This window comes from Roseateles sp. GW821-FHT03B02 (assembly GCF_059421025.1).
In genome coordinates this window covers 120,129-142,201 of the sequence record NZ_JBWKUV010000005.1, presented here as the reverse complement: position 1 = coordinate 142,201, position 22,073 = coordinate 120,129, and the positions used below count along the sequence as shown (strand labels likewise).

The following is a 22,073-nucleotide window of genomic DNA, read 5'->3' as shown; positions in this document are numbered from 1 at the left end:
ATTGAAAAGCCTCCCTCAGTAACTTGCGCTGACCGCCGCTTTGCGCGCATCGCCACGAATCAGATTGTTCGCCAGACGTATGCCGAACTTCAACCGGCTCCGGTCCCAGGGCGTGAAGCGCGGAATCTGGAACACATCGTCCTCGCGGCGCGCGGCGGCCCAATAAGTGGAAACAGCGGCATCGAAGCCCAGTTCTCGCACGAGCGCTGGGTGGACGCCTGGCAGGTAGTCAGTGCCCGGTTTGCCGTTGGGGTATGCGAACAGGCCTACCTTTTCGTTCAGCAGGGCCTCCAGCATGTCGCGGCTGCGACCGATCTCGTCGGCGGCCTGCTGTCGCGTCAGCTTGGCCAAGATGGGATGGCTGACAGTATGCGCGCCGATCTGCATGCCAGCGCGACGCAGGCACCGCACCTGCTCGCTGCTCATCATCAGGTCATCTGGCGGACAGACTTCGGCACGTTCGGCGATGGCATCGACGCAGGCCACCCGCGGCTCGGGCGGCAGGTACTTCACCCGCTCGATGAGCTTGCCCAGGGCTGCACGGCGGCTGGCGGTGTCGCCCAGGGCATGCCGGCCCAGGTCTTCGCCAAGGCCGTCCTGCAGCCCGCGCAGGTCCAGCAGGGGCTTGCCGCTGAAGCGCACCGCTTCGATCAGCGTGTCGTTCCACATGCGTCCCCCATCGAGGAACCCCGTGGCGATAAAGAAACTGCAGGGCAGTCCATGCCGCTGCAGCAGCGGCAACGCAACGTCATGGTTGTCGGCATAACCGTCATCAAAGGTCAAGGCGGCAGCCCGGGCCGGCAGGCTCCCGTCCCGCAACCGGTCGACGGCGGCATCCAATGGCAGCACGTTGAACCAGCGGGCAATCCAGCCCAGCAATTGATCAAACCGCGCCGCATCGATCTCGTCCGGGAACAGCGGATCCGGCTGCGAAAGGACGCGGTGGAAGATCAGCACGTTGAGCCGGGCTCCACGCCCCGCCGGCGAAAGGCAGTTGAACAAGACCTTCATGCCGAACTCGATCTGCCGGACTTGAGCCAGCCATTCATGAAGGCGGGCAGAACCACCAGCGGCTCCGGCTTCTCGGTCAACCAGGCCCTGCTCTCCAGCCATCGGCGCCCGATGACGGCGAGCACCATCAGGTTGTACGGGAAGTCCCAGTAAGACAAGCTGAGGAAGGCGCCGCCAACCGCGTACCCAACCAGGCTGACCTGCAACATGCCACCAAGATCGGACAGCCACTGCGTTTCGGGCTGCCGTGCCGCCTGCGTCCGCAATTTGCCCGCAGTAGAAAAGACAAAATAGAACAGCAGCAAAAAGAGGAACAGGCCAATGAATCCCTGTTCGCCCAGCACCATGAAATAGATGCTGTGCGCGGCGTGCGGGTCGAGGGGATCCGGGGCGTAGATGGCGAAGATGGACCCTGTCCAAATCATGAAGCCCCCGCCGAAGAAGTTCGCCTTGGCAACGTTCCAGGCCATCCACCACGCATTGATGCGTCCCATCGCGGAGGTGTCATCTTGATAGGACTTGATGGTGTTCATGCGGGCCCACCATTCTTCCGGCATGAGGGACAGCAAGGCTGCGCCTACCACGACCATCCCGATGGCCATGCCAAATTTCTTCTTGCCACGCCACCAAAGCACCAGCGCCATCGCGCCGATCGCCACGAGCGCGCCACGCGAATGGCTTCCCAGTGCGGACGCGGCCATGAGAATGATGCAGATCATCATCAGGCGCTTCGCCCATTTCGCCCGGAACTGCAATTGAAGAAACCACATCAGTGGAATCGTCATCACGATGGCCAGGGCAATTTCGTTGTTGCCGCCAATATACGTATTGTCCGGCCCCCAGACTCGATAGCTGCCGCCTGTCGCTAAAGTGAACACGCCCCCCTTGACGCCGAAGAACCCAATAGAGACAACCAGCACCCAAACCAGAAGAATAATATGTCGCTTGGTATGAAGCAATACGAGAGCAACCAAAATCATCAGGTCGATCTTCATAACCCGCGACCAGAGATTGAAACTCTCGTCATAGATGAATGACGAGGGCAAACCCATCGTCATCCATATCATGAACAAAATCAGAACCACATTCTCTCGGCAGAGGAAATAACTCTTCTTCCCTTCGCCGACGAACAGACCAATGAGGGTACTCCCCCCAACGGCCGCGGCGACCGGCATATTGGCGAGATTCCAGCTCAGGGCATGGGGGTTCATGATGCTCACCCATGTCCACCCGATGATACCAATCCAGGGTTTGCGCCACGCGACGAGCACAAACCAAGCCAGAGATAGCGCCAGAACGACATCACGCATAATGACCTATCCCAACGAGTTCCTGGCCATACCCTCAAACAGGCGCAACTGCCCATCGGTCGTTGCCTGCCAGCTGAACTCCTCAGCATAGGCCCGGATTTCCGGGCGGCTGCTGCCGCGCGACAGCAAAGCCGCGATGGCCGAGGCAAATGCGGCAGGCTCACGCTCCCCGACTAATTCACCCACCCGCTCATTCCGAACCACCTCGGGTGTTCCCCAGATATTCGATGCCACGACGGGCGTTCCACAGGCCATCGCCTCCAGCAGAACATTTGCCCATCCTTCACGGCTGGAGGCAAGAATCAAGGCGTCCGCAGCGCTGTACCATTTAATCAGTTCAATATTCGGCCTGGCGCCCGCGAAGGTCACGCGGTCGGAAACTCCCAACTCACTCGCCAGCGCGACCAGAGATGCGCGCTCAGTGCCATCGCCGACGATGACCAGCCGCGCGTCGGGATACTGCGTGCGCAAGCTCGCCAGTGCCCCGATCGCGATGTGATGGCCCTTGCGCTCGATCAGGTAACCCACGGACAACAGCATCGGGGAACCCGACAGGCCGAGTTCACGGCGGCACGTCGCCTGGTCGAGCGGCCGAAACCGCTGCAAGTCAACGCCATTTCTCAGCACGGCCAGGCGATCGTTCGGAACTTGCCAGGAGTGCAGGACATCCACCAGCGCCTGGCACACGCCAATCGACACCGACGCACGTGCTGCTGTCCATTGCATCATCATGCGCGGCAATGCGTACATGGGTATCAGATTGAGGTCCGTACCACGGGCAGTCACCGCAAATGGCTTCTTGAACCAGCGGGCCAGCAAGGCTGCTGCAACACCGTCCGGGTAGTAGTAATGGGCATCGATGACGTCGAAGTCGAAGCCTTCCTCGATCAGCCGGGCGACCGTTCGACGCGCCCCCAGCGCCATCAGCAATGGCGCCGATGTCATGCCGATCTTAGGCAGCAGCACATAGCGTGGATGGCGTACGTCAATGCCGTTCCAAACTTCTTGGCGCGGTACGGCGGCCATGCGTGCGTAGTCGCCCCAACGAGGATTGGTGGAGGGGAACCATGGCACAGGGGCCACCACCTTTGCCTCGACCCGACCACTGCTCAGCAATTCGCGCAGACGCGTTTCAACGAATATGCCGTGACCGGGGCGATTGCTACTCGGGTAAAGCGTCGAAAACGTCAAGACCCTTAGTGGCTTAATTGACATGAATCAGCCCCCCGCAGCCACTAGCCGGTTCATTTCTGCCACGATCCGTGCCGCGTGAGCCCGCCAGGTCAACTGCTTGCGGACAATCACCTCTGACGCAGCCCCCGCCAACCGCTGACGCAATTCGACATCGATACACAGAGTATCGAGCGCCTTCTCGATCCCAAGCTCATCATCCGGTCCGTAAAGAATCGCATCCCGACCATCGGTCAATATCTCATGGTGATTCGGCTGATCGGGCGCAACGATTGCCTTGCCAAGCGCAAGATATTCAAACAGGCACAGCGGCGAGGCATAAGGCACTAGCGCCGTCTGCAGCGCAATATCGAAGGCCATCGACAACGCGGGAACACGCTCTCTTTCAACGGCGCCGGTGAACGACAAGCGATCCATGATGCCAAGAGCCGTCGCCACGCCTTCTATACTATTTCTCGCAGGGCCGTCACCTATGACCAAAAGATGCAGCGGGTAGCGATCCAGCCGTGTGGCCATCCATTCGAGGATGCGCTCCAACCTATCCCACTCGCGAACAAATCCGGTGAAACCGATGACCAGGCGCCCGTCCAAGCCGAGTTGAGCCTTGGCCTGCGCCGCGGAAGGAAGATTCTGATAATGATCTTCATTGATGGCGTTGGGCACGACGCGGATCTTCGCCGCATCGATACCCATATCGACCATATAGTCGGCCAGAACCTGCGTGACCGGCAATATCAGGTCAGCCCGCATCCAGACATATTTCTCCGCCCAATCGGCAAGACGCGGCCACATCAAGCCACCATACTGGCGACGCTCCAAGGCCATAGGCGCATTGACCTCGAGCACCAGCGGCAACCCAAATATCTTGCGGGCCCAGACGCCCGCAAAGAGGTACAAGTTATAGCGCTCGTAAATGCAAGCCGGCCGCTCCTGCTGGATCGCACCAATCAGTCGGCGCAGCGCCACCAGCGAATAGCCGATCTCCGCAAGTTCGTACAACGACTTGGGCAGCCAGGCTTTAAGCCGCCCCACCCAGCCGGGGCTGCCGCCGCCAGCGCGGTACTCGCCGACGGCCGGCGCGCTTTCGATCACCTGATGGCCGATGCCGCGCATCGCGAGAATCATCTCGGTGATGTGCGTGGATTGTCCGTCGCGCGAGGCCGTCCGATGGTGGTAGAGAATCTTCATGCGCTCAGGCGGGAGGTTTCTGCAGGCGCGGCCGCCCGCCGGTCGCCTGCGGCATTGCGCAGGAAGGCATCGAACATCAGCAGCACCCATAGCGGCTGAGCGTGATCCATGACGCCACGTTCGTGCTGATCTAGCATCCGGCCGACAACGGTCGGGTTGAACCAGCCGGTCTGCGCCAATGCGCCCTGCTGCAGGGCTTGGCGGGTCTGCTCACGCAGAGGGCCGCGCAGCCAGCGTGCCAGCGGCACTGAGAATCCCATCTTGGGTCGGTACAGCACGTCGTGCGGCAGCATGGGCTCCAGCGCCTTCTTGAAGAGGTACTTGCCTTCCTGGCCGCGCAGTTTCAGGTTCGAAGGCAAAGTCGCGACCCACTCGACCAGTGGATGGTCCATCAGCGGCTCACGGACTTCCAGGCTGTGGGCCATGCTGGCGCGGTCGACCTTGGTGTTGATGTCGCCCGGCAGGTAGGTGTGGATATCGAGGTACTGAATCAAAGCCAGCGGATCGTCCGTGTTGGCCCGCGTGGCATGCTCGTGGAAGATCTCGCTGGCATGCCAGCCCTGCAGTTCGCGCTTGAAGCTGTCGCTGAAGAGCTCCTGACGCATCGGGTCGCGCACCATGCCCATGGTGTTGAAGTAGGCATCGACCGAATCGCGGGCGATGGCCTGGAAAGTCGTCTTTGCGCGAAAAACACGAGGCGCCCAGTCGGCCTTCGGGTAGACCTTGGCCAGCGGGCCGAACACGCCGCGGCGCAGCGCGAGCGGGAAGGCGCGGCGCATGCGCTCCTCCATCATGTGCAGCTTGTAGCGACGATAGCCCCCCAGACTTTCATCGCCGCCGTCGCCCGACAGCGCCACGGTGACATGCTTGCGCGCCAGTTCGCATACGCGATATGTGGGGATGGCCGATGAATCGGCATAAGGCTCATCGTAGAGATGAGCCAGCAGGTCCACGAGGCCGAAGTCGTCACTGCTGACGATCTCGATGCGGTGGTTGGTCCGGTAGCGGTCCGCCACCATCTGCGCGAACTGCGTCTCGTTGAACTTGGGATCGTCGAAACCGATGGAGCAGGTGTTGACGGGCTGATCGTCCAGCTGGGCCATGGCCGCGACGACCGCACTGGAATCCACGCCGCCGGACAGGAAGGCACCCAGGGGAACCTCGGCCTTCAGGCGCAGCTTGACGGACTCGGAAAGGCGGCGGCGCAACTCCTCCGCGGCCTCTTGTTCGCCGATCTTGGCATCCAGCGTGAAATTCACATCCCAATAGCGCTGCGGCGTGCCGATGGGTTGCCCGCGCTTGACGAGCAGGCGGTGGCCGGGAGCGAGCTTCTTGGCGTGCTTGTAGATCGTGGCCGGGTCAGGCACGTAGCCCAGCGCGAAATAGGCCTCCACCGCACGCGGGTCGATCTCCTGGCGCAGCCCACCATGAGCCATCAGGCTCTTCAGCTCGGAGCCGAACAGCAGCCAGCCGTCCTCCGTCATCGCGTAGTGCAGCGGCTTCACGCCCAGGCGGTCGCGCGCCATAAAGAGGCAATCGCGGCGGCGGTCGTGGATCATGAAGGCGAACATGCCGCGCAGGTGGTGCACGCAGTCCTCGCCCCAATGCTCCCAGGCACGCACGATGGCTTCGGAGTCGCTCTTCGTGCGGAACACATAACCGTGGCCACGCAGCTCGTCCATCAGCTCGAGGTAGTTGTAGACCTCGCCATTGAAGACCAGGGCTACCGACTTGTCATCGTTGAAGATGGGCTGCTGGCCGGTGGCGATATCAATGACCGACAGGCGGCGATGGCCGAAGCCCACGCCAGGCTCGATGTGCAGGTCACCCTCGTCCGGCCCGCGGTGGTGCTGGGACTCGTTCATCCGGTGCAGGCGCTCGCGCTCGGGGAGGCGCTGGCCGCGGGTGTCGAACAGACCGGTGATGCCGCACATGGGTAGGACCTGGTTCAGCCAATCATTGAAGTACCGCGCTCGCCTGAAACGCCTGGCGCGAAGAAAGGCGGATTCTTACCGAGCTTGGTGTCACTGCCCGGCGTCAGCGGCACCCTGCGTGATGTCAGGCACGACTCCCCCCCTGTCCGGGGGATGCGCCGCCCACATATCGCGGCCGCACCTCCCGACCGCACCGATACGGCCAATGTCACTCACGAGCGGTCGGCAAATGTCCGCAGGTTCACGCGCCATGTCCACCCGGCAGGGCTGCATACATGGCGCCATAGGCAGAGATCATGCCGTCCAGGCTGAATTGACTTCGCGCGCGCGACAGGGACACCTCGGCGAGTCGGCGACGCAGTGCCGGCTCGCTGACGAGCCGCGCCAGCGCCGCGGCAAGCGCGGCACTGTCCTGGGCCGGCACGAGCAAGCCGTTGACGTCGTTCAACACAAGCTCCGGATTGCCGCCCACATCCGTCGCCACGGGGGCACAGCCGCAGGCCATCGCCTCCAGCAGCGTATTGCTGATGCCCTCGGCCTGGGAAGGCAGTGCAAAGATGTCGAATTGCGGCAGCAGTGCCGCAACGTCGCTCCGGTCGCCTGGAAGCCAGGCTTGACCTGCAGCCCCCGCCTCTACCAGCCGTTGGCGAGCCACGTCCAGGAGCGCCCCGCCGCCCAGCATCGCCAGGCGCAGCCGGGGCCATTCGGCCGGACACAGCTCGCGCAGGTGCAGGAACGCTTCGACGAGATTGAGGGGGTCTTTCACGGCCTGCATGCGCCCGACCGCGCCGATGACGAGATGCTCGCCACGGCGGAAAGGCCAGACCCCGGGCACCGACTCCGTGGGCGCGAATCGCTGCGTGTCCACACCGTTGCAGATGCGCAGCACACGTTCGTGAGCAAAGCCCACTGGCCCTGTCAGGTAGGTCTCAATAGCCCTGGATAGCGCCACAAAGCGATGGACGGCGGGGCCGTAGATCCGGCGCAATCGCTGATTCGAACGATTGACTCCACCAAGATCACCCACCTCCCAGCCATGCTCGCTATGCACACGCAACGGCACGCGCGCGGCCCATGCCGGGAGCTGGAATTCCATGGCGCCGAGATTGCGTGTGTGCACAACTGCCGGGCGCAACTCCCTGAGCAGCCGGTAGACCCGTGGATACAGCCACAGGCCCTGGCCCGGCGCCTTGTTCAATGCGATGAATTGCGTTCCCGGTGCTTGCACGCGCTCCTTGAACGAGGTGATCTCCGTAACCGCGACAACGGCGTGCCGGAACGACGGCAGGTGGTTGATCAGGTTGACGACACCGTTCTCCAAGCCGCCGGTGTCGAAGCGGTGCAGCAGGTGCACGACCAGGGGCCGTGCATCGCCCTCACCGGATGACATCACAGGCGCCAGAGGCGGAAGCCCGCGTCCTGCAGGGCCTTGCTATTGAAGGCCGCCTTCACGTCGATGAAGGCACCACCCTTGGTCAACTTCTTCCTGATGTCTTCGATGGACAGGGCAGCGTACTCGCGGTGCGAGACGGCGGCGACGATGGCGTCGGCCTGCGGCAGGTCGTCGAACTTCATCAACCGCACGCCGTACTCATGCATGGCCTCCTCGGCCTCGGCCTGTGCATCGGTCACGAAGATCTCGACGCCGTAGGTCTTGAGCTCGTTGATGATGTCGATGACCTTGGAGTTGCGCAGGTCACCGCAGTTCTCCTTGAAGGTGAGGCCCAGCACGTTGACGCGAGCGCCCTTCACGTGGCTGCCGCTGGCAATCATCTGCTTGATGGTCTGCTCAGCAATGAACTTGCCCATGCCGTCGTTGATGCGCCGGCCGGCCAGAATGACCTGCGGGTGGTAACCCAGCATGTCGGCCTTGTGGGTCAGGTAGTAGGGATCCACGCCGATGCAGTGGCCGCCGACCAGGCCTGGCTTGAACTTCAGGAAGTTCCACTTCGTGCCAGCGGCCTCCAGCACCTCGGAGGTGTCGATGCCGAGCTTGTCGAAGATGATGGACAGCTCGTTCATCAGCGCGATGTTGAGGTCGCGCTGCGTGTTCTCGATGACCTTGGCGGCCTCGGCGGCCTTGATGCTGGACGCTCGGTGCACGCCGGGGATGATGATCTTCTCGTAGACCTTGGCGACCTTGTCCAGCGTCTGCGGCGTGTCGCCGGAGACGATTTTCAGGATCTTGGTCAGCGTGTGTTCCTTGTCGCCCGGGTTGATGCGCTCGGGGCTGTAGCCGACGAAGAAGTCCTGCTTCCACTTCAGGCCTGATTCGCGCTCCAGCACGGGGATGCAGACTTCTTCAGTCGCGCCGGGGTAGACGGTGCTCTCGTAGACGACGATGGCGCCCTTCTTCATGTGGCGACCGACGCTCGTCGACGAGCCGACCAGCGGACGGAAGTCAGGGATGTGGGCTTCATCCACCGGAGTGGGCACGGCAACGATGATGACGTCGGCCTCGGCCAGCATCTTGGGATCGTCGGTATAGACGGCGTGCTTGGCTGCCTGGACCTCCTCGTCCGTCAGCTCGCGACTCGGATCCGTGCCGCGTTGGCAGGCCTCGACCTTGTTCCTGGCGATGTCGAAGCCGATGGTGCGCATCTGCTTGCCGAACTCCACCACCAGGGGCAGGCCCACGTAACCGAGGCCGATGACTGCGAGCGTATTCATGGATCGTTTCTCGTTGCTGTGATTGCTTGGAAGGCTCGTGATTGTCACTGCTTGCGCTTGGCATCGCGGTCGCGGACGTCCCGCAAAGCGGTGTCCAGCGCAGCCCAATGTCTGTGCAGAAAGTTGCGCAGCAGCGCGTCGTCTGTCCCCGCAGCTTCCTTGTCTGCGTAGACGATGACGACCGCAGCGTCATCTCCTTGTCCGATCAGGCGCATCCACGCCCCGTAGAGCTTGGCCTGCCAGTCACGGATGAACGGCTTGCCGTTGATCCAGTAGAGGTGCCAGACGCGTAGCCGAGGAGCCGTGCTCCCGCCCGACACCTGGCTCAGCATCTGGCCTCGCAATTCGGCCGTGCGCCAGGCCTGCGAGTCGACCTCGCCCATGCCTTCGACTGTGCGCGACCACACATAGCCTTCATCGTCACTGGTGAGGCCGTTGATCGAGGTGACGAGCTGACGGCCGTAGTGTTGGTCCCGGTAGTAGCCGATGAAGACCCCCACCGGCGCACCTCCTGCGTCCGGCTTGAATTGCCCGTGCAGCGACGCCGCCGGATTGCTGAACTGGGGCTTCCAGCCGCTAAGAGGCTGCGCCACCCAGGTTTCGCCGGGCAGCGCAGGCACCAAGAGACTGGGCTTGCCATGGGCTCCGAGACGTGCGGCCTGGGTGTGCAGGCCGGTTGGCAGGCAGAGCAAGAGCATGGCGGCGAACAGCACCGCGGCGATTCGAGACGGAGGGGACGGCAGCTCCGCGCCGCGCGCCGAGCCCTGCTGCGGCTGGATGTCCGGGTCGGCCCATCGCGCGCCGATCATGAACATCCCCATCATGATGATGCCGAAGAACACCCAGCCATAGATGATGTGATCCACGCCGACGGCCAGTTTGTTGCCTGACAGATGGCCAAGCATGACGATCATGTAGGCACGCAGCCAGTTGGCCACCAGCGGTGTGACGATGGCCACGCCGACAAAGACCCAGCGCTTCTTGTTCGTGCGGTAGTTCAGATAGGCAAACAAGGTACCCACCATTACCGAAGCCATCAGGTAGCGAATGCCGCTGCAGGCCTGCACAACGGACCATGACCCCGAGGGAATGATGAACTGCGTACCCTCGCGGAACACGGGGATGCCCGAGGCGCGTACCGCGACGACGGTGAAGTCGGCCGTCCGCTCCACCAGCCAGGGCGTCAGGAAGTCGCCGAAGGGAACGGCAAAGAACAGAAAACCCAGCGGGAAAGCCAAGCGGCCCGCCACAGCCGTGCCCAGCAGCGCCGGCACCAGGGCGACGCCCATGCCAAGCATTGCAAACTGGGTCGCCGAGTTCGCCGCAGCCAGATCACCGACCAGCCACAACAGGCCCAGCGGCAGCAATGCCAGCAGCCACAGCGGCGCGGGCCGTGGTGCCATCGGCGCCAGCTCGCCGCGCATGCGCCAGACCAGCCACGCCGAGATCGGCGGCACCACCCAGGCATGGGCAAAGGTCTCGGAGCGGTTCCAGATCTCGACCATTGCCGCGCCGGTGGCGAAATAGAGCGCCACGAGCAGCCCCCAGGCCAGGGCCAGGGCAAGCAGCGGCAAGCGCCAGGGCTTGGGCAGATCGATCATGCGACTTCCAGGTGACGGTCCAGACCGGCCAGATGGGCATCCCAGCTGTAGGCACCGAGCACGAAATCGCGAGCGGCGCGGCCGGCGACATCGGCGGACTCGGAATCCGCCAGCAGCGCGCTGAGTCGCTCGACATAGTTGGATTCGGTCTCCGCGGGCTGCAGGCCAGCCTGCGCTTCGGCCGCGATGGCGCGCACACAGGTGCCGGCCGCGACGACGGGCCGCGCCATGGCCATGGCCTCCAGCACCTTGTTCTGGATACCTCGCGCAAGCCGTAGCGGAGCGACGACAGCGGCTGCGTGCTGTAGATAGGGGCGCACGTCGGGCACGGTGCCGGTCACATTGACGGCGTCGCCCGCCAGGGCTTGCACCGCCGGCGTCGGGCTGCGGCCGACGATATGAAAACGCAGGGACGGGAAGCGTTCGCGCAGCGCAGGCAGGATGTCGTTGGTGAACCAGGTCACTGCATCGACGTTGGGCCAGTAGTCCATGGCGCCAGTGAACACCAGCGGCAGTTCATCCTTCGTGAACGGGCTCGCACGGCTCGGGTCCGGCGTGAAGAAGTCGGCATCGACCCCGTTGCCCAAGGCGGCCAGACGCAGGTCGCGGCCCGGGCTCAGTTCGCGGAACAGCCCCACCTCGTTGTCAGTGACGAAGAAGCTGCAGGCCGCGTCGTCGGCCACGCGCTGCTCGAATCCCAGCAGCTTGGCGAACTCGCGGCGGTAGAGCCAGGACATGGGCCAGGGGTGCTCAGGTGCGTAGTCGCGCCACTTGGCGGAGTCGACATCGACGAAGTCCACCAGCGTCTTCACATTCTTCAGGACACGGGTGTACTGGGCCATCACGCCGCTGAACACGACGACTGCGTCGAACCCGACGCGGGCCGCCGTCTCGTCCACCCATGCCTGCAGGCCGGCATTACGGTAATACGGCAGGCTGAGCGCTTCGCCGCTGAGCAGGCCACGCAGGCTCAGCAATTTGGCCGAGCGCGGGTTCAGGCGGGCAACATGCGCGCTCCTGCAAAGCTCACGCACCCGCGGCAGGTGCTGCTCGTCGTCGGGGTCGTCGAGAAACGTGCCCAGATGCACCTCGTGCCGTGCTGCCAGATGCTTGAGCAGGTGGTAGGAGCGCACCTTGTCGCCCTTGTTGGGCGGGTATGGCAGGCGATGGACGAGGTAGAGGATCCTCATCCTCAGCCCAGGTTCTTGACAATGAACGGCCCCAGCCAGTTCGCAAAGCCGATGGGCAGCTTGCGCCAGGCCTTGATCATGAGTTGGTACTTGGGGTTGTTCGGATTGTTCTGGGGAATCGCGTCGCGCTTGAACAGCCGGTATTCGTAGCTCAGCGGCTGCGGCTCGAAGCCCCAGTTCTTCTTGAAGGCATAGGGCCCGGTGCCCTGCTTGCTGCGGCCGTAGTCGAAGACCTTGAGACCACGCGCGCATGCGCGGCGCATCAGCTCCCAGTACTTGAAGTCGTTGGCAGCAAGGTCGCGAGCGGCCTCGTCGTCACCGGCGTAGTAGGGCAGGCACTCGTCGCGGAAGTAGAAGGTCAGCACGGTGGACAGCGGCTTGCCATTGGGGGCGGTGACGGTCAGCACCTCGGCGTCCGGGCCAAACTCGTCCAGCAGAGCCTGGAAGTACTTCTTGGGCATGGCCGGCGTGCCGTGGCGATGCACGTTGTCGGCATAGAGGTCGAAGAAGCGGTCGACGTTCGCATCGATCTCGGCCTTGAGCTCATTCTTGATGCCCTTGCGCACCATCGCCCGCTGCTTGCGCGGGATGGCAAGCATGTTCGCTTCCTCGTCCGCCAGGATCTCCTTGCGAAAGGTCACGTAGAGGTCCTGGCGCGGCCAGTCGACGTGTCGGGTGGGGCCGAGGTTGCGGTATTCGAGGTGTTCGGCGCCCTGCCCTCTCGCGATCTTCTCGGCCTCGGCCTCGAGCGCCGCGACGGCCTCGTCGTTCAGCGCGGCGACGCCGCCGTAAACGCCAAACGGCAGGCTCGAGATCGAATGACCGAACAGCCGACTCTTGACCTCGGCCAGCGGCAACACGCCCTCGATGATGCCATCGCGCTCGGCATACAGGAAGAAGCCCCGGTGGCCGAATACGGACTCAATGACACGCAGCCAACCGCTGCGGTGGAAGAAGGTCGCCTGCGGGTGGGCGAAGACGAACTCATCCCACCGCGCGGACAAGGCTTTGTCTTGCGCGGCGAGGCGCGCAATGCGAAGGGGGGAGCTCATTCAGGCCGGACTCAGCGAGGGCGCCGCAGCGCGCGGGCTGGCCTCGCGGCCGAGGAAGATCTCGTCCATCCGGCCCCAGCGAAAGTCATCCAGCAGGCGCGCGATGCGGCCATGGGTGCGGGGGATGTTGACGTAATGGCGGAAGCGCGTCTTGGCGTCGATACCGGGCACGCGCGGCTGCTCGCTGTCGATCTCCCAGGGATGGAAGTAGAAGACCGCAGGCTCGCCGTCGATCTCGTTGACGCGGCGAATCATCCAGCGCGACAGCGCATAAGGCAGCAGGCGGAAGTAGCCGCCGCCGCTGCTGGGCAGGTTGCGCGAGCCCATGCGCACGGTCGTCACCGGAATCTCCAGCAGGCCCTCGCGCACCGGGTAGGCGAAGCGCGGCGAGTCGGGCATGCCGTAGTGATCGTGGGCAATGGGGTAGACGCTGGACGAATAGCGGTAACCGGCCTCGCGCAGCGTGTCGAAGGCCCAGAGGTTGCCCTTGCCGATGGAAAAGCTCGGCGCGCGATAGCCGACGACGGGCACTCCGCCGAGATCTTCCAGCAGCTTCTTGGCGCGCGTGATGTCGTCCAGGAACGCCGCCGGGCTGAGGTCGCTGGCACGCTCGTGGCCGAAGCCATGGCTGGCCAGTTCGTGGCCGCCGGCCACGATGGCCTTGACGACCTGCGGATAGCGTTCGGCGATCCAGCCCAGCGTGAAGAAGGTGGCCTTCACCCGCTTGTCGGCCAGCAGCGCCAGGATGCGTTCGATGTTGCGCTCGACGCGACATTCCAGGCCGTTCCAGTCCTCGCGGCGGATGTAGGGCGCGAAGGCCGAGACCTGGAAGTAGTCCTCCACGTCGATGCTCATCGCATTTCGCAGGGCCGGAGTCTTGGTGGGCATCAGCATGACAAGGACCTCAATGCTGCTTGACGGCGTCAACCAGTTTCTGCAGCAGCGCCAGCGTCTGCAGGTTGATGCGCTCCAGCCGCATCATGCTTCGCTCCAGGCGCTGCAGACGGTCAGTGTGATGGTCGGCACTGAGTGCGGCAATCTCGGTAGAGAGCCCCTCGACTTCCGCGACGCTCAGCTTCAGCTTGGAAACGTCCAACGCACCGGGTGCGCTGTCCAATGCGCCCGGGCGGCTGTCCGGTAGCTTGGCGGGCACGCTGTCCAGAGGACTGACGTCGCTTTGCCGGGGCGTCTCGCTTTCCTGGGCGATGTCGCGCAGCACTTCTTTCACGTCGGCAAGCGTCAGGTGGCTGCGCCCCTGCATGAAGCCCAGCAGCAGCAGGCGGTCGCACAGGCGGTTGATACGGCGCGGGATGCCGTTGCTGGCTTTGTGGATGGCCGGGAAGGCGTCGTGGTCGAAAGTGGGCTTGCCGCTGGAGCCCGCGCACTTCAGGCGGTGCTCCATGTAGCGCTGAGTCTCGTCCTCGTCCAGCGGGCCGATGTGGCAAGTCGCAGCGACGCGCTGGCGGAACTGCTCCATCTCGGGCTTCTGCAGGATGCCGCGGAATTCGGGCTGGCCGACCAGGAAGGTCTGAAGCAGCGACTGGTTGGCGAACTGAAAGTTGGACAGCATGCGCAACTCCTCGACCGCGCGGGGCGTGAGGTTCTGCGCCTCGTCGACGATGAGCAGGCAGCGCTTGCCCTGGGTGACCTGGTTGACGAAGAAGGCCTCCAGCGTCATCAGCAGTTCGGACTTGGGTGCGTCCTTCACACGCACGCCGAAAGCAGCGCCCACCATGCGCAGCGTGTCTTCCGCGTCGAGCTGCGTCGTGACGACATTGCCGATGACGACGTTGCTGCGGTTCAGGCTGTCCAGCAGGCCACGCAGCAGCGTCGTCTTGCCGGCACCGATCTCGCCGGTAATGACGATGAAGCCGTCATTGCGCAGCACGCCGTAGTCCAGGTAGGCCTTGGCCCGACGGTGCTGTTTGCTGCCGTAGTAGAAGTTCGGGTCCGGGCTGAGCTGAAAGGGCTTGCTGCTCAGGCCGTAGAAGGCTTCGTACATGTCAGTGGCGCCCCGGGGCAGCGGGCCACGAACGCATCACCTCGGGGGGATGCGAGCAGCACGGGCGTGGGGGCTCTTTCATTTCAGAACTGTTGGGTCAGGTTGGCGTAGGCCGCATTCTCGGAATACGGCGTGACACCTTCAAAGCGGCTGTGGCGCGCACCGAGCTGCACGCTCAGGCGATTCCCCAGGCGGGTGTTCCAGTTGGTAGCCAAGGTGGTCAACTGCGCGCGCCGGCTGTTCGCGTCGCCGACGGTCTCCTGGCGCGAGGCTGTAATCGAAATGCCCGAGACCGGCGACAGCTGATAGCTGCCCGACAACGAGTAGGAGCGCTGCTCGATGCGTCCGTTGTTGGCGAGGTCGCCTTGATTCAGACTCTCGCCCAGGCGGGTGGTGGTGGTGCGGCCGACGGTGGCGGTCACATTGCTGCGCACGCCCTGCAACGCGAAGCTCAAGATCTGGTTGCGCAGTTGGCTCGGGCCAGCAGACAGGAAGCCCGCGGAAGCCGGAGCATCCGGCGACAGACCCAGCGACTGCAGAATGCCACGCACCATGATGTCTCGCTTGATCGGATCGGGCTCCTGCGAGGCATACATCAGGAAGAACAGGTCGTAGATGGTGCGCACGCCGCCCGCTGCTCCGGTATTGCCCAGCGTGACGTTTCGGGAGTCCGAGAAGCGCCAGACCGAATTGCGCATGCGGTGCTCGAAGCTCAGGCCATGGCCGTCGCCGTAGGCATGCTTCTGCCAGTTTCCACTGATGCGGGTACGCGGCGTGGGCGTCCATTCGGCCGTCACCCCTCCGGTGAAGCCGTTCTGCTCGCCGCCGCTGCGGCTGAGGTAGTCGTTGCGCTCCTTGCCCGCGTCTGCGCTGAAAAACAGGTCAGGATCAGGTCGAAATTGCAGTCCCGCGGTCGCGGAGCTGCTGCGGTTGGACAGCGCACTCTTGGGCCGGACCTGCTGCGTCATCAATTGAAAATACCAGCTCAGCAGGCCGGCATTGAGCTGGGCCACGCGCAGGGACCCGCCACCGCCATGGCTGTCGCCCAGAGCGCTGCCACGCACCTCGGTCATGGAGAAGTTGCCGCGCAAGTCGAGGCTTGCCAGACTGCCGAGCTGACCATGCAGCAGCGGCGACACGGTCAGAGTACCAGTCTCGCGGCGATTGGGGTTGTCCAGCGCCGACACCGAGCCCTGTGACCCCAGCGTGGGCGCCGCCTGCAAGCCGAAGGCCGACGCGTTCTGCTGGCCGATGTTGGCCTGCGCGTCGATGAAGAAGGTGCGCGGAACGACCTCGGCCTGGGCGGTGGCGCTCAGCGAGTTCTGCACCTGGGAGCCGTAGTTGGACTTCAGGTAGGAGATGCCGTTTAGCGTGTAGTCCAGGGTCCCCCGCAGCGAACCGCTTTTGCGCGCGATGCTGATCCCGGGCGAGACCGTGGTGATCAGAGCCGCATCCTTGTTGTGATCGCTGAGCCGGAGGTTGTCAGTCCAAGCCAGGGAAAATCCGAGCCGCGGCTGTATGCCCGATCCGCTGGTCGAGCCTGCACCGTCGCCCTCCTGGGCATGGGCCGTCGCCGCGATGACGGCAAGGACCAGGAGCAGATGGCGCGACTCAGGTCTGAGCCGAGTCATTGCTGCCATAGCCGTAGCCGTAGCCGTAACCGTACCCGTACCCATAGCCATACCCATAGCCACCTGCGGCATTGGGGCTGGCCTGATTTAGAAGCATCATCTTGACCGGGCAGTTCTCGATGGTCGCCAACGCCTGCTGGACGGCGCTCTGAGCCGTCTTCTCGGCATGCACGACGATGACGATCTGACCCATGTGCGAGGCCAGCACCCGGGACTCGGTCGTCAGCAGCAACGGCGGCGAATCGAAGATGATGATGCGGTCCGGATAGCGCTTGGCCATGTTGTCCAGCAGTTGCCGCATGGCATCACTGGCCAGCAATTCCGTGGCTCGTGGATGCGGTGTACCACTAGGAAGGATCGTCAGCTTCTCGACGTTCGTTCGCAGCAGAACCTCGGCCATCTCGGCGCGCTCTTCCAGCACGTCCAGCAATCCAGGACCTTGCGGAAGCCCCAGCATGCGCAACACCGAAGGCCGGGCCACGTCGGCATCGACCAGCATCACGGTGTTGTCGAGTTCCGCCGCAATGCTGAGTGCCAGATTGATCGACGTGAAGCTCTTGCCCTCCCCGGCCAGAGCGCTGGTCACCATCAGCAGGTTGGCATGGTTGATCGTCGCGGCGCCCTTGCCCATCGCGTTCTTGATCAGCGGCCGCTTGATGACGCGGTACTGATCACCTGTCTGCGAACGCGGCGTATGAGGCATCAGAAAGCCCTGAGCCGCCAGCGCAACGACATCCAGCTCGACACGCTTGGACGAGGGATGGTGTCCGTCGTCTTGTATGGAGATGCCCACGGCAGGAGACGCCGCATCTGGGGGCGTCACCACGATTGGTGTGGCCGGAATGGCAGGCGCGATCGCAGGTGCGGCTGCGGGCTGAGAAACCTGCTCGTCACCCGGCAGCACCACGCCGGCCTGGCGCAGTTGTTCGAGCCGCTGCGCGGCTTGTTCAATCAGGCTTGTCATGTCAAACCACCTGCCGGCTAAGTTGCACAGCCAACACCGTCAATGCGACGGCAAACATTGCCAGCAACCCTCCGGCCCCCGCGGAAAAACGAACCAGCTCCACCCGCTGTCTCGCACGGTCGGCGTCCGTCACCAGACGGGTCACGACGCCAAGAATCGGCAACTCCACCCGAGCGCGCAGATCGTTTGCATCATGGAAGACCGGACGAAGCTGGCTTGCCGCAAACGTCGTGAACACCCCTATGCCCAGTGCGCCCGCCATCGCACCCGCCAGCAACAGCAAGCGGTTAGGCGCAACAGGCTTGGGGTTGGCACGTGGCGGGTCAATGACGCGGAAGTCGGCCACACCGGACGCCACGTCAAGCTCACCAGAAATGGAAGCCTGCTCGCGTCTCTGCACCAGATCCTCATAGTTGCGCTTGTGGATCGCATAGTCGCGATTCAATTGAGCAGCCTCGGCCTCAACCTGCGGCGCCGTCTTCATGGCTGAGAGCGCCTGGGCATACCGGCCCGTGTATTCGTCGACACGGGCCTTGAGAGACGCGACTTGCACTTCCGTCGTCGCGACGATTCGGACCAACTCCTGCACGGCCATGTTGCCACCAGCGCTCTGCCCGACCCCAACCGTGGGTACGTTCATGGCCGCCTTGCGCAATTCTGCGATCTCACGCTTCCTTTGTTCCTCCAGATCCTTGATCAGCTTGCGTGTCGTGATGATGTCCGGATGCTGGTCGGTGTAGCGCTGCAGCAGCGCGTCGAGGTTGCGTCGATGCTCGGCCAGCCGTGCATCCAGCTCGGGTGTGCTGATGTTCGCGGCAGACTCCTGCATCAGGCTCTGCGTGGTAGTTTGAGAACCACCGCGGGACTTCTCAGCCTCAAGCTGCGCCTTGGCCGCGTCCCGCGCGTTGATCGCTTCACGGTACTCGAGACGGGCCCGCTCCAATTGCGAGCTGAGTTCAGCGATACGCGATGCGGAGTCCTTGCCGTCGCCTGACATGTTCGACAGGTTCTTGAGCCTGAACTCCTTCAGCCGCGTCTCAGCCTCTTCCAGCTTGGCCTCGTAGGACTTGATCTGCTCGTTGATGAAGGTGGTTGCCGTCGAAGTACCCTGGCGGGTCTGGCCTAGGCTGGATTCGACGAAGATCGACACCAAGGCCTGAACGACGCGCTTGGCTGTCTCGGGATCGCTGTCGCGATAGCCGAGGATGTACAGGTTGTCGCGGCCACTACTCTGGATGGACAGATTGCTCGTCACCGTCTCGATGGTGGCCTCCTGCTGGGCCTTGGACTGATTCTTCAGGTCCAGGTCAGCCATGCGCACCAGCTTCTCGACATTGGGCCGACTGATCAGCGTGCGACTCAACATCGTCACCTGCTGCTCAACGTTGGGTTGCACGGCCAAGCCGGACATCAGCGGCTTCAAGATGGACTGGGTGTCCACATAGATGCGGGCACTGGCCTCGTAACGGTCGGGCAGCACAAACACCACCACGGCGCCGACCACGCCAGCCACCCAGGCGACGACCAAGCCGACCCAGCGATATTTCCACATCCGCCGGACGATGATCAGGAGCTGAGCAATCAGCAATTCCATGGGGAACAGTCTCAGTTAAGGCTATTGCAAGGAGGGTTGGCCGCTGGCCTATTCCTCCCCTTCAGTTCAGAACAGGCTCTGAGGAATGATGAGAATGTCGCCCGGGCGCATCTCGACGTTGGCCGAAACATCGCCCCGCTTGATCAGATCCTTCAGCCGCACCGAATACTGCTTGTTGCCCTCGGCAGTGCGCAGAATGGTGGCGCTGTTCCCAGAAGCAAAGTCCGTCAGGCCGCCAACGGCGATCATCACGTCAAGCACCGTCATCTTCTGCTTGTAGGGCAGGAACTGCGGCTTTGCAGCCTCGCCGACGACGCGGATCTGCTCGCTGTAGGGGCCGACAAAGCTGGTGACAATCACGGTCACGACCGGATCCCGGACGTATTTGCCAAGCTGCTTTTCAACTTCACGCGCCACCTGAACTGACGTCTTGCCTTGCACGACTATCTCGTCGACCAGCGGGGCAGCAATCTTGCCGTCGGGACGAACAGGCACAGACATGGACAACTCGGGATTGCGCCACACTTGAATGTTGAGGCTATCGCCGGCACCGATGATGTAGCTGTAATCGTCGCTGGCAACCGAAGGCGGCGCCGGCGGATGGCTGGTGCTGGCGCAACCGGCCGCCAATACGATCACCATCGAAGCGATGACCCGCCCCATCCTGGCGGCCACAGCGCTCCGAGCTGCTCTGGCGGCCAACCGGGCGGACATCAATTGCTCAGCGCCGTTGTTCGAAGCATGAATGGTGTCCAAGGCAAGTCCTCTAGCGGTCTGTTCGTCAAAAACCCCTCAACGGGGGGCAGCACACCTCTCGCAACGCGAGGGCCAAAGCCTTGGAATGATGCCATAGGCCTCCCCCGCCACAGGCAACCTGAATCGGGGGCTTGGACAGCCTGGCGAGGACTTTCACACGGCGGCGAGGGCAACAATCCACTCAGTTGCGGGGCGCGCCGGGCAGGTTGTAGCGACCGGGAGCAATCACGTTGTCCGGATCGAAAACTGATTTGAGCTCCCACGCCGTGCGCCAGAACGGATCAGCGGGATCGACAAGCTCCTCCATCATGTCCGCCCGCGCCCTGTACACCTCCAGGCCACGCGAGCGTAAATATTGCCAAAGCGCATGTGCGCAGGCATGCGCATTCCGGACGGCCGCCGAGTCACCACGGTCGAACAACAGATTGGCGACAGCGACAAAAGAAGTCGTTGTCTCGATATTCAGTGTGATGTAGAGCTCGTGGCCGAATCTGGCTGCCTCCGCCTTCATGCCATCGACAACCCCCACCACCGCCTGCCCATCCATGGGCAATGCTGGATTCACGAAAATCAGGCCGCAACTGGAATCATCCAGAGCCCGGGCCGGCGACTGCGGCTGACCGAATCGCCAAAGCAGATTTGATATCGCGGCGTCTGTCGGACGACCATCCGCCAGACCCTGCAGAGGCTGAATCGCAGCAATCGCGGCAGCATTGGCGCGCGCCCAAGGCCAGAGTTTGCGCAAAGGGTGCAGCACGCGAAATCCTGCCGCCAACTTGGCATCGTCAACGACAGTCAGCTTCGCAATGCGCCCCATCAAACGCCTGATCTCCGCAACGGCCGCCCGGACTTGCGCCGCGCTACCCGACACCCCGCCAAGACTGGTCCACTCATAGGGCGCCACCGTGGCCAACGCGCGGTCAGCCGCTTCTTTCAAGGCGCCCCCTTCCAGTCCGCACGCAGACTGCAGATACTGACTGATACCGGACATCATGCTCGCTCGCGTCCGGGCCTGATTGCCAACATGGGTCACACCACTCATGACCCCCAGGCGCTTCAACTGCGCCAATCCGTCCAGGAACACGGGCAGCGCCGAGTTGTCTCGCAAAGCCAGGGAAACGGCGACGGACCGCTCGGGCCTTGGCAGCAACTTGAAGCAGGCGCTGGTCACAACACCAAAGTTCCCCTGGAAGAACAACCCATCCAGCATGGGCCCCAGACCATAGGGATGGGTATGGGAGAGCGGGGACGCCTCGCCGAGGCGCCGAAAGCCGGTCTTCAGCAAATCACCGCGCCCTGTCACGACCTCCAGGCCAAAGACATCCTCTCGACGCGGGCCCAGGTAGCCGACACCGCGATCCAGCGCATTTCCCAGGATGCTGGAGTCAACGCATGAGCCGGTGACATTGAAGCTGAGTTCGGGACAGGACGTCCGAAGGAACTCCTGCAACTGCCCCTGGGTTACGCCAGGCTCTATCACCGCAACCGGCCGCGACGACGATATGTCGGCCGCGTTACGAATTCGGTTCATGCCGCTGAGGTCGAGTAGCACCGCGCCAGGCTGCGGGGATGCGGCCGAGCCGTACCCCCAATTCAAACCGGTGGAAAGCGGATAAAGGGCGCGCCCCTCCCGCCTCGCACGGTCAACGCAAGCCCTGACGTCGTCGACCGACAGCGGCCGCCAGCACTCCTGCTCCCCACGATCCCACCCCGTCACATTGGCCGTGCCGCGCCGCCCGGCGCCCTGCCCATTCATCGATTGGCTCACACCACCTCCTCTATTCGCGTCGACAACCAGTGTCGGCAGACTTTACAGCCAGCGTTCTTGCCGCCCCAAGCCCGCCCCGACCGCAGGCAAAAACATGTCGCAACCCGTTGTTCCAAAAGGATTTCCTTAGACATCTTCCGAAGTTGGCACGCTACCTGCTTTTAACTCGTCGTCCGGGGCCGCGCCCCAACTTCTAGCAAGTGAATCAAGG

Annotated in this window: 17 protein-coding genes; all 17 read right to left on the bottom strand. The window is 63.3% G+C overall.

The window, feature by feature from the left end; translation table 11 throughout:
* Nucleotides 1–15 precede the first annotated feature (15 nt).
* A complete protein-coding gene (locus tag AC07VX_RS15365) occupies nt 16–1,011 on the bottom strand; it encodes a polysaccharide deacetylase family protein (RefSeq protein WP_493166487.1) in 996 nt (331 codons plus the stop codon).
* A complete protein-coding gene (locus AC07VX_RS15360; protein WP_493166488.1) occupies nt 1,008–2,321 on the bottom strand; it encodes a putative O-glycosylation ligase, exosortase A system-associated in 1,314 nt (437 codons plus the stop codon). The genes AC07VX_RS15365 and AC07VX_RS15360 overlap by 4 nt, the downstream gene beginning before the upstream one ends.
* A 6-nt stretch (nt 2,322–2,327) precedes the next feature.
* Nucleotides 2,328–3,536, bottom strand: a complete 1,209-nt coding sequence (locus AC07VX_RS15355; protein ID WP_493166489.1) for a glycosyltransferase family 4 protein — start codon at nt 3,534–3,536, stop codon at nt 2,328–2,330.
* Between the two features lie 3 nt (nt 3,537–3,539).
* Nucleotides 3,540–4,700 carry a glycosyltransferase family 4 protein gene (locus tag AC07VX_RS15350; protein WP_493166490.1) on the bottom strand — a complete coding sequence of 387 codons (1,161 nt, stop codon included), beginning with the start codon at nt 4,698–4,700 and terminating at the stop codon, nt 3,540–3,542.
* Nucleotides 4,697–6,634 carry an XrtA/PEP-CTERM system amidotransferase gene (locus tag AC07VX_RS15345; protein ID WP_493166491.1) on the bottom strand — a complete coding sequence of 646 codons (1,938 nt, stop codon included), beginning with the start codon at nt 6,632–6,634 and terminating at the stop codon, nt 4,697–4,699. Before AC07VX_RS15345 ends, AC07VX_RS15350 begins: the two co-directional genes overlap by 4 nt.
* A 241-nt stretch (nt 6,635–6,875) precedes the next feature.
* Nucleotides 6,876–8,024, bottom strand: coding sequence for a TIGR03088 family PEP-CTERM/XrtA system glycosyltransferase (locus AC07VX_RS15340; RefSeq protein ID WP_493166492.1), 1,149 nt, complete (start codon nt 8,022–8,024; stop codon nt 6,876–6,878).
* Nucleotides 8,024–9,304: a nucleotide sugar dehydrogenase gene (locus AC07VX_RS15335; protein WP_493166493.1), complete on the bottom strand. Its 1,281-nt coding sequence runs from the start codon at nt 9,302–9,304 to the stop codon at nt 8,024–8,026. Before AC07VX_RS15335 ends, AC07VX_RS15340 begins: the two co-directional genes overlap by 1 nt.
* A 44-nt stretch (nt 9,305–9,348) precedes the next feature.
* Nucleotides 9,349–10,905 (bottom strand): exosortase A, encoded by a 1,557-nt coding sequence (xrtA, locus tag AC07VX_RS15330; protein WP_493166494.1) that lies wholly within the window; start codon nt 10,903–10,905, stop codon nt 9,349–9,351.
* Nucleotides 10,902–12,095, bottom strand: coding sequence for a TIGR03087 family PEP-CTERM/XrtA system glycosyltransferase (locus tag AC07VX_RS15325; RefSeq protein ID WP_493166495.1), 1,194 nt, complete (start codon nt 12,093–12,095; stop codon nt 10,902–10,904). The genes xrtA and AC07VX_RS15325 overlap by 4 nt, the downstream gene beginning before the upstream one ends.
* 2 nt (nt 12,096–12,097) lie before the next feature.
* On the bottom strand, nt 12,098–13,147 hold the full coding sequence (locus tag AC07VX_RS15320) for a FemAB family XrtA/PEP-CTERM system-associated protein (RefSeq protein ID WP_493166496.1): 1,050 nt from the start codon (nt 13,145–13,147) through the stop codon (nt 12,098–12,100).
* Nucleotides 13,148–14,041, bottom strand: a complete 894-nt coding sequence (locus AC07VX_RS15315; protein WP_493166497.1) for an XrtA system polysaccharide deacetylase — start codon at nt 14,039–14,041, stop codon at nt 13,148–13,150. It abuts the gene before it with no gap.
* Between the two features lie 10 nt (nt 14,042–14,051).
* Nucleotides 14,052–15,149 carry an XrtA/PEP-CTERM system-associated ATPase gene (locus AC07VX_RS15310; RefSeq protein ID WP_493166498.1) on the bottom strand — a complete coding sequence of 366 codons (1,098 nt, stop codon included), beginning with the start codon at nt 15,147–15,149 and terminating at the stop codon, nt 14,052–14,054.
* Nucleotides 15,150–15,232: 83 nt separating this feature from the next.
* Nucleotides 15,233–16,789 (bottom strand): TIGR03016 family PEP-CTERM system-associated outer membrane protein, encoded by a 1,557-nt coding sequence (locus AC07VX_RS15305; protein ID WP_493166499.1) that lies wholly within the window; start codon nt 16,787–16,789, stop codon nt 15,233–15,235.
* Nucleotides 16,761–17,744: an XrtA-associated tyrosine autokinase gene (locus AC07VX_RS15300; protein WP_493166500.1), complete on the bottom strand. Its 984-nt coding sequence runs from the start codon at nt 17,742–17,744 to the stop codon at nt 16,761–16,763. The genes AC07VX_RS15305 and AC07VX_RS15300 overlap by 29 nt, the downstream gene beginning before the upstream one ends.
* Nucleotide 17,745: 1 nt before the next feature.
* Nucleotides 17,746–19,338: an XrtA system polysaccharide chain length determinant gene (locus tag AC07VX_RS15295; RefSeq protein ID WP_493166501.1), complete on the bottom strand. Its 1,593-nt coding sequence runs from the start codon at nt 19,336–19,338 to the stop codon at nt 17,746–17,748.
* Nucleotides 19,339–19,404: 66 nt separating this feature from the next.
* A complete protein-coding gene (locus AC07VX_RS15290) occupies nt 19,405–20,001 on the bottom strand; it encodes an XrtA/PEP-CTERM system exopolysaccharide export protein (protein WP_493166612.1) in 597 nt (198 codons plus the stop codon).
* 274 nt (nt 20,002–20,275) lie between these two features.
* The gene (locus AC07VX_RS15285) at nt 20,276–21,862 is read right to left on the bottom strand and encodes an FAD-binding oxidoreductase (protein ID WP_493166502.1); all 1,587 of its coding nucleotides are present in this window, start codon (nt 21,860–21,862) and stop codon (nt 20,276–20,278) included.
* Nucleotides 21,863–22,073: the final 211 nt, after the last annotated feature.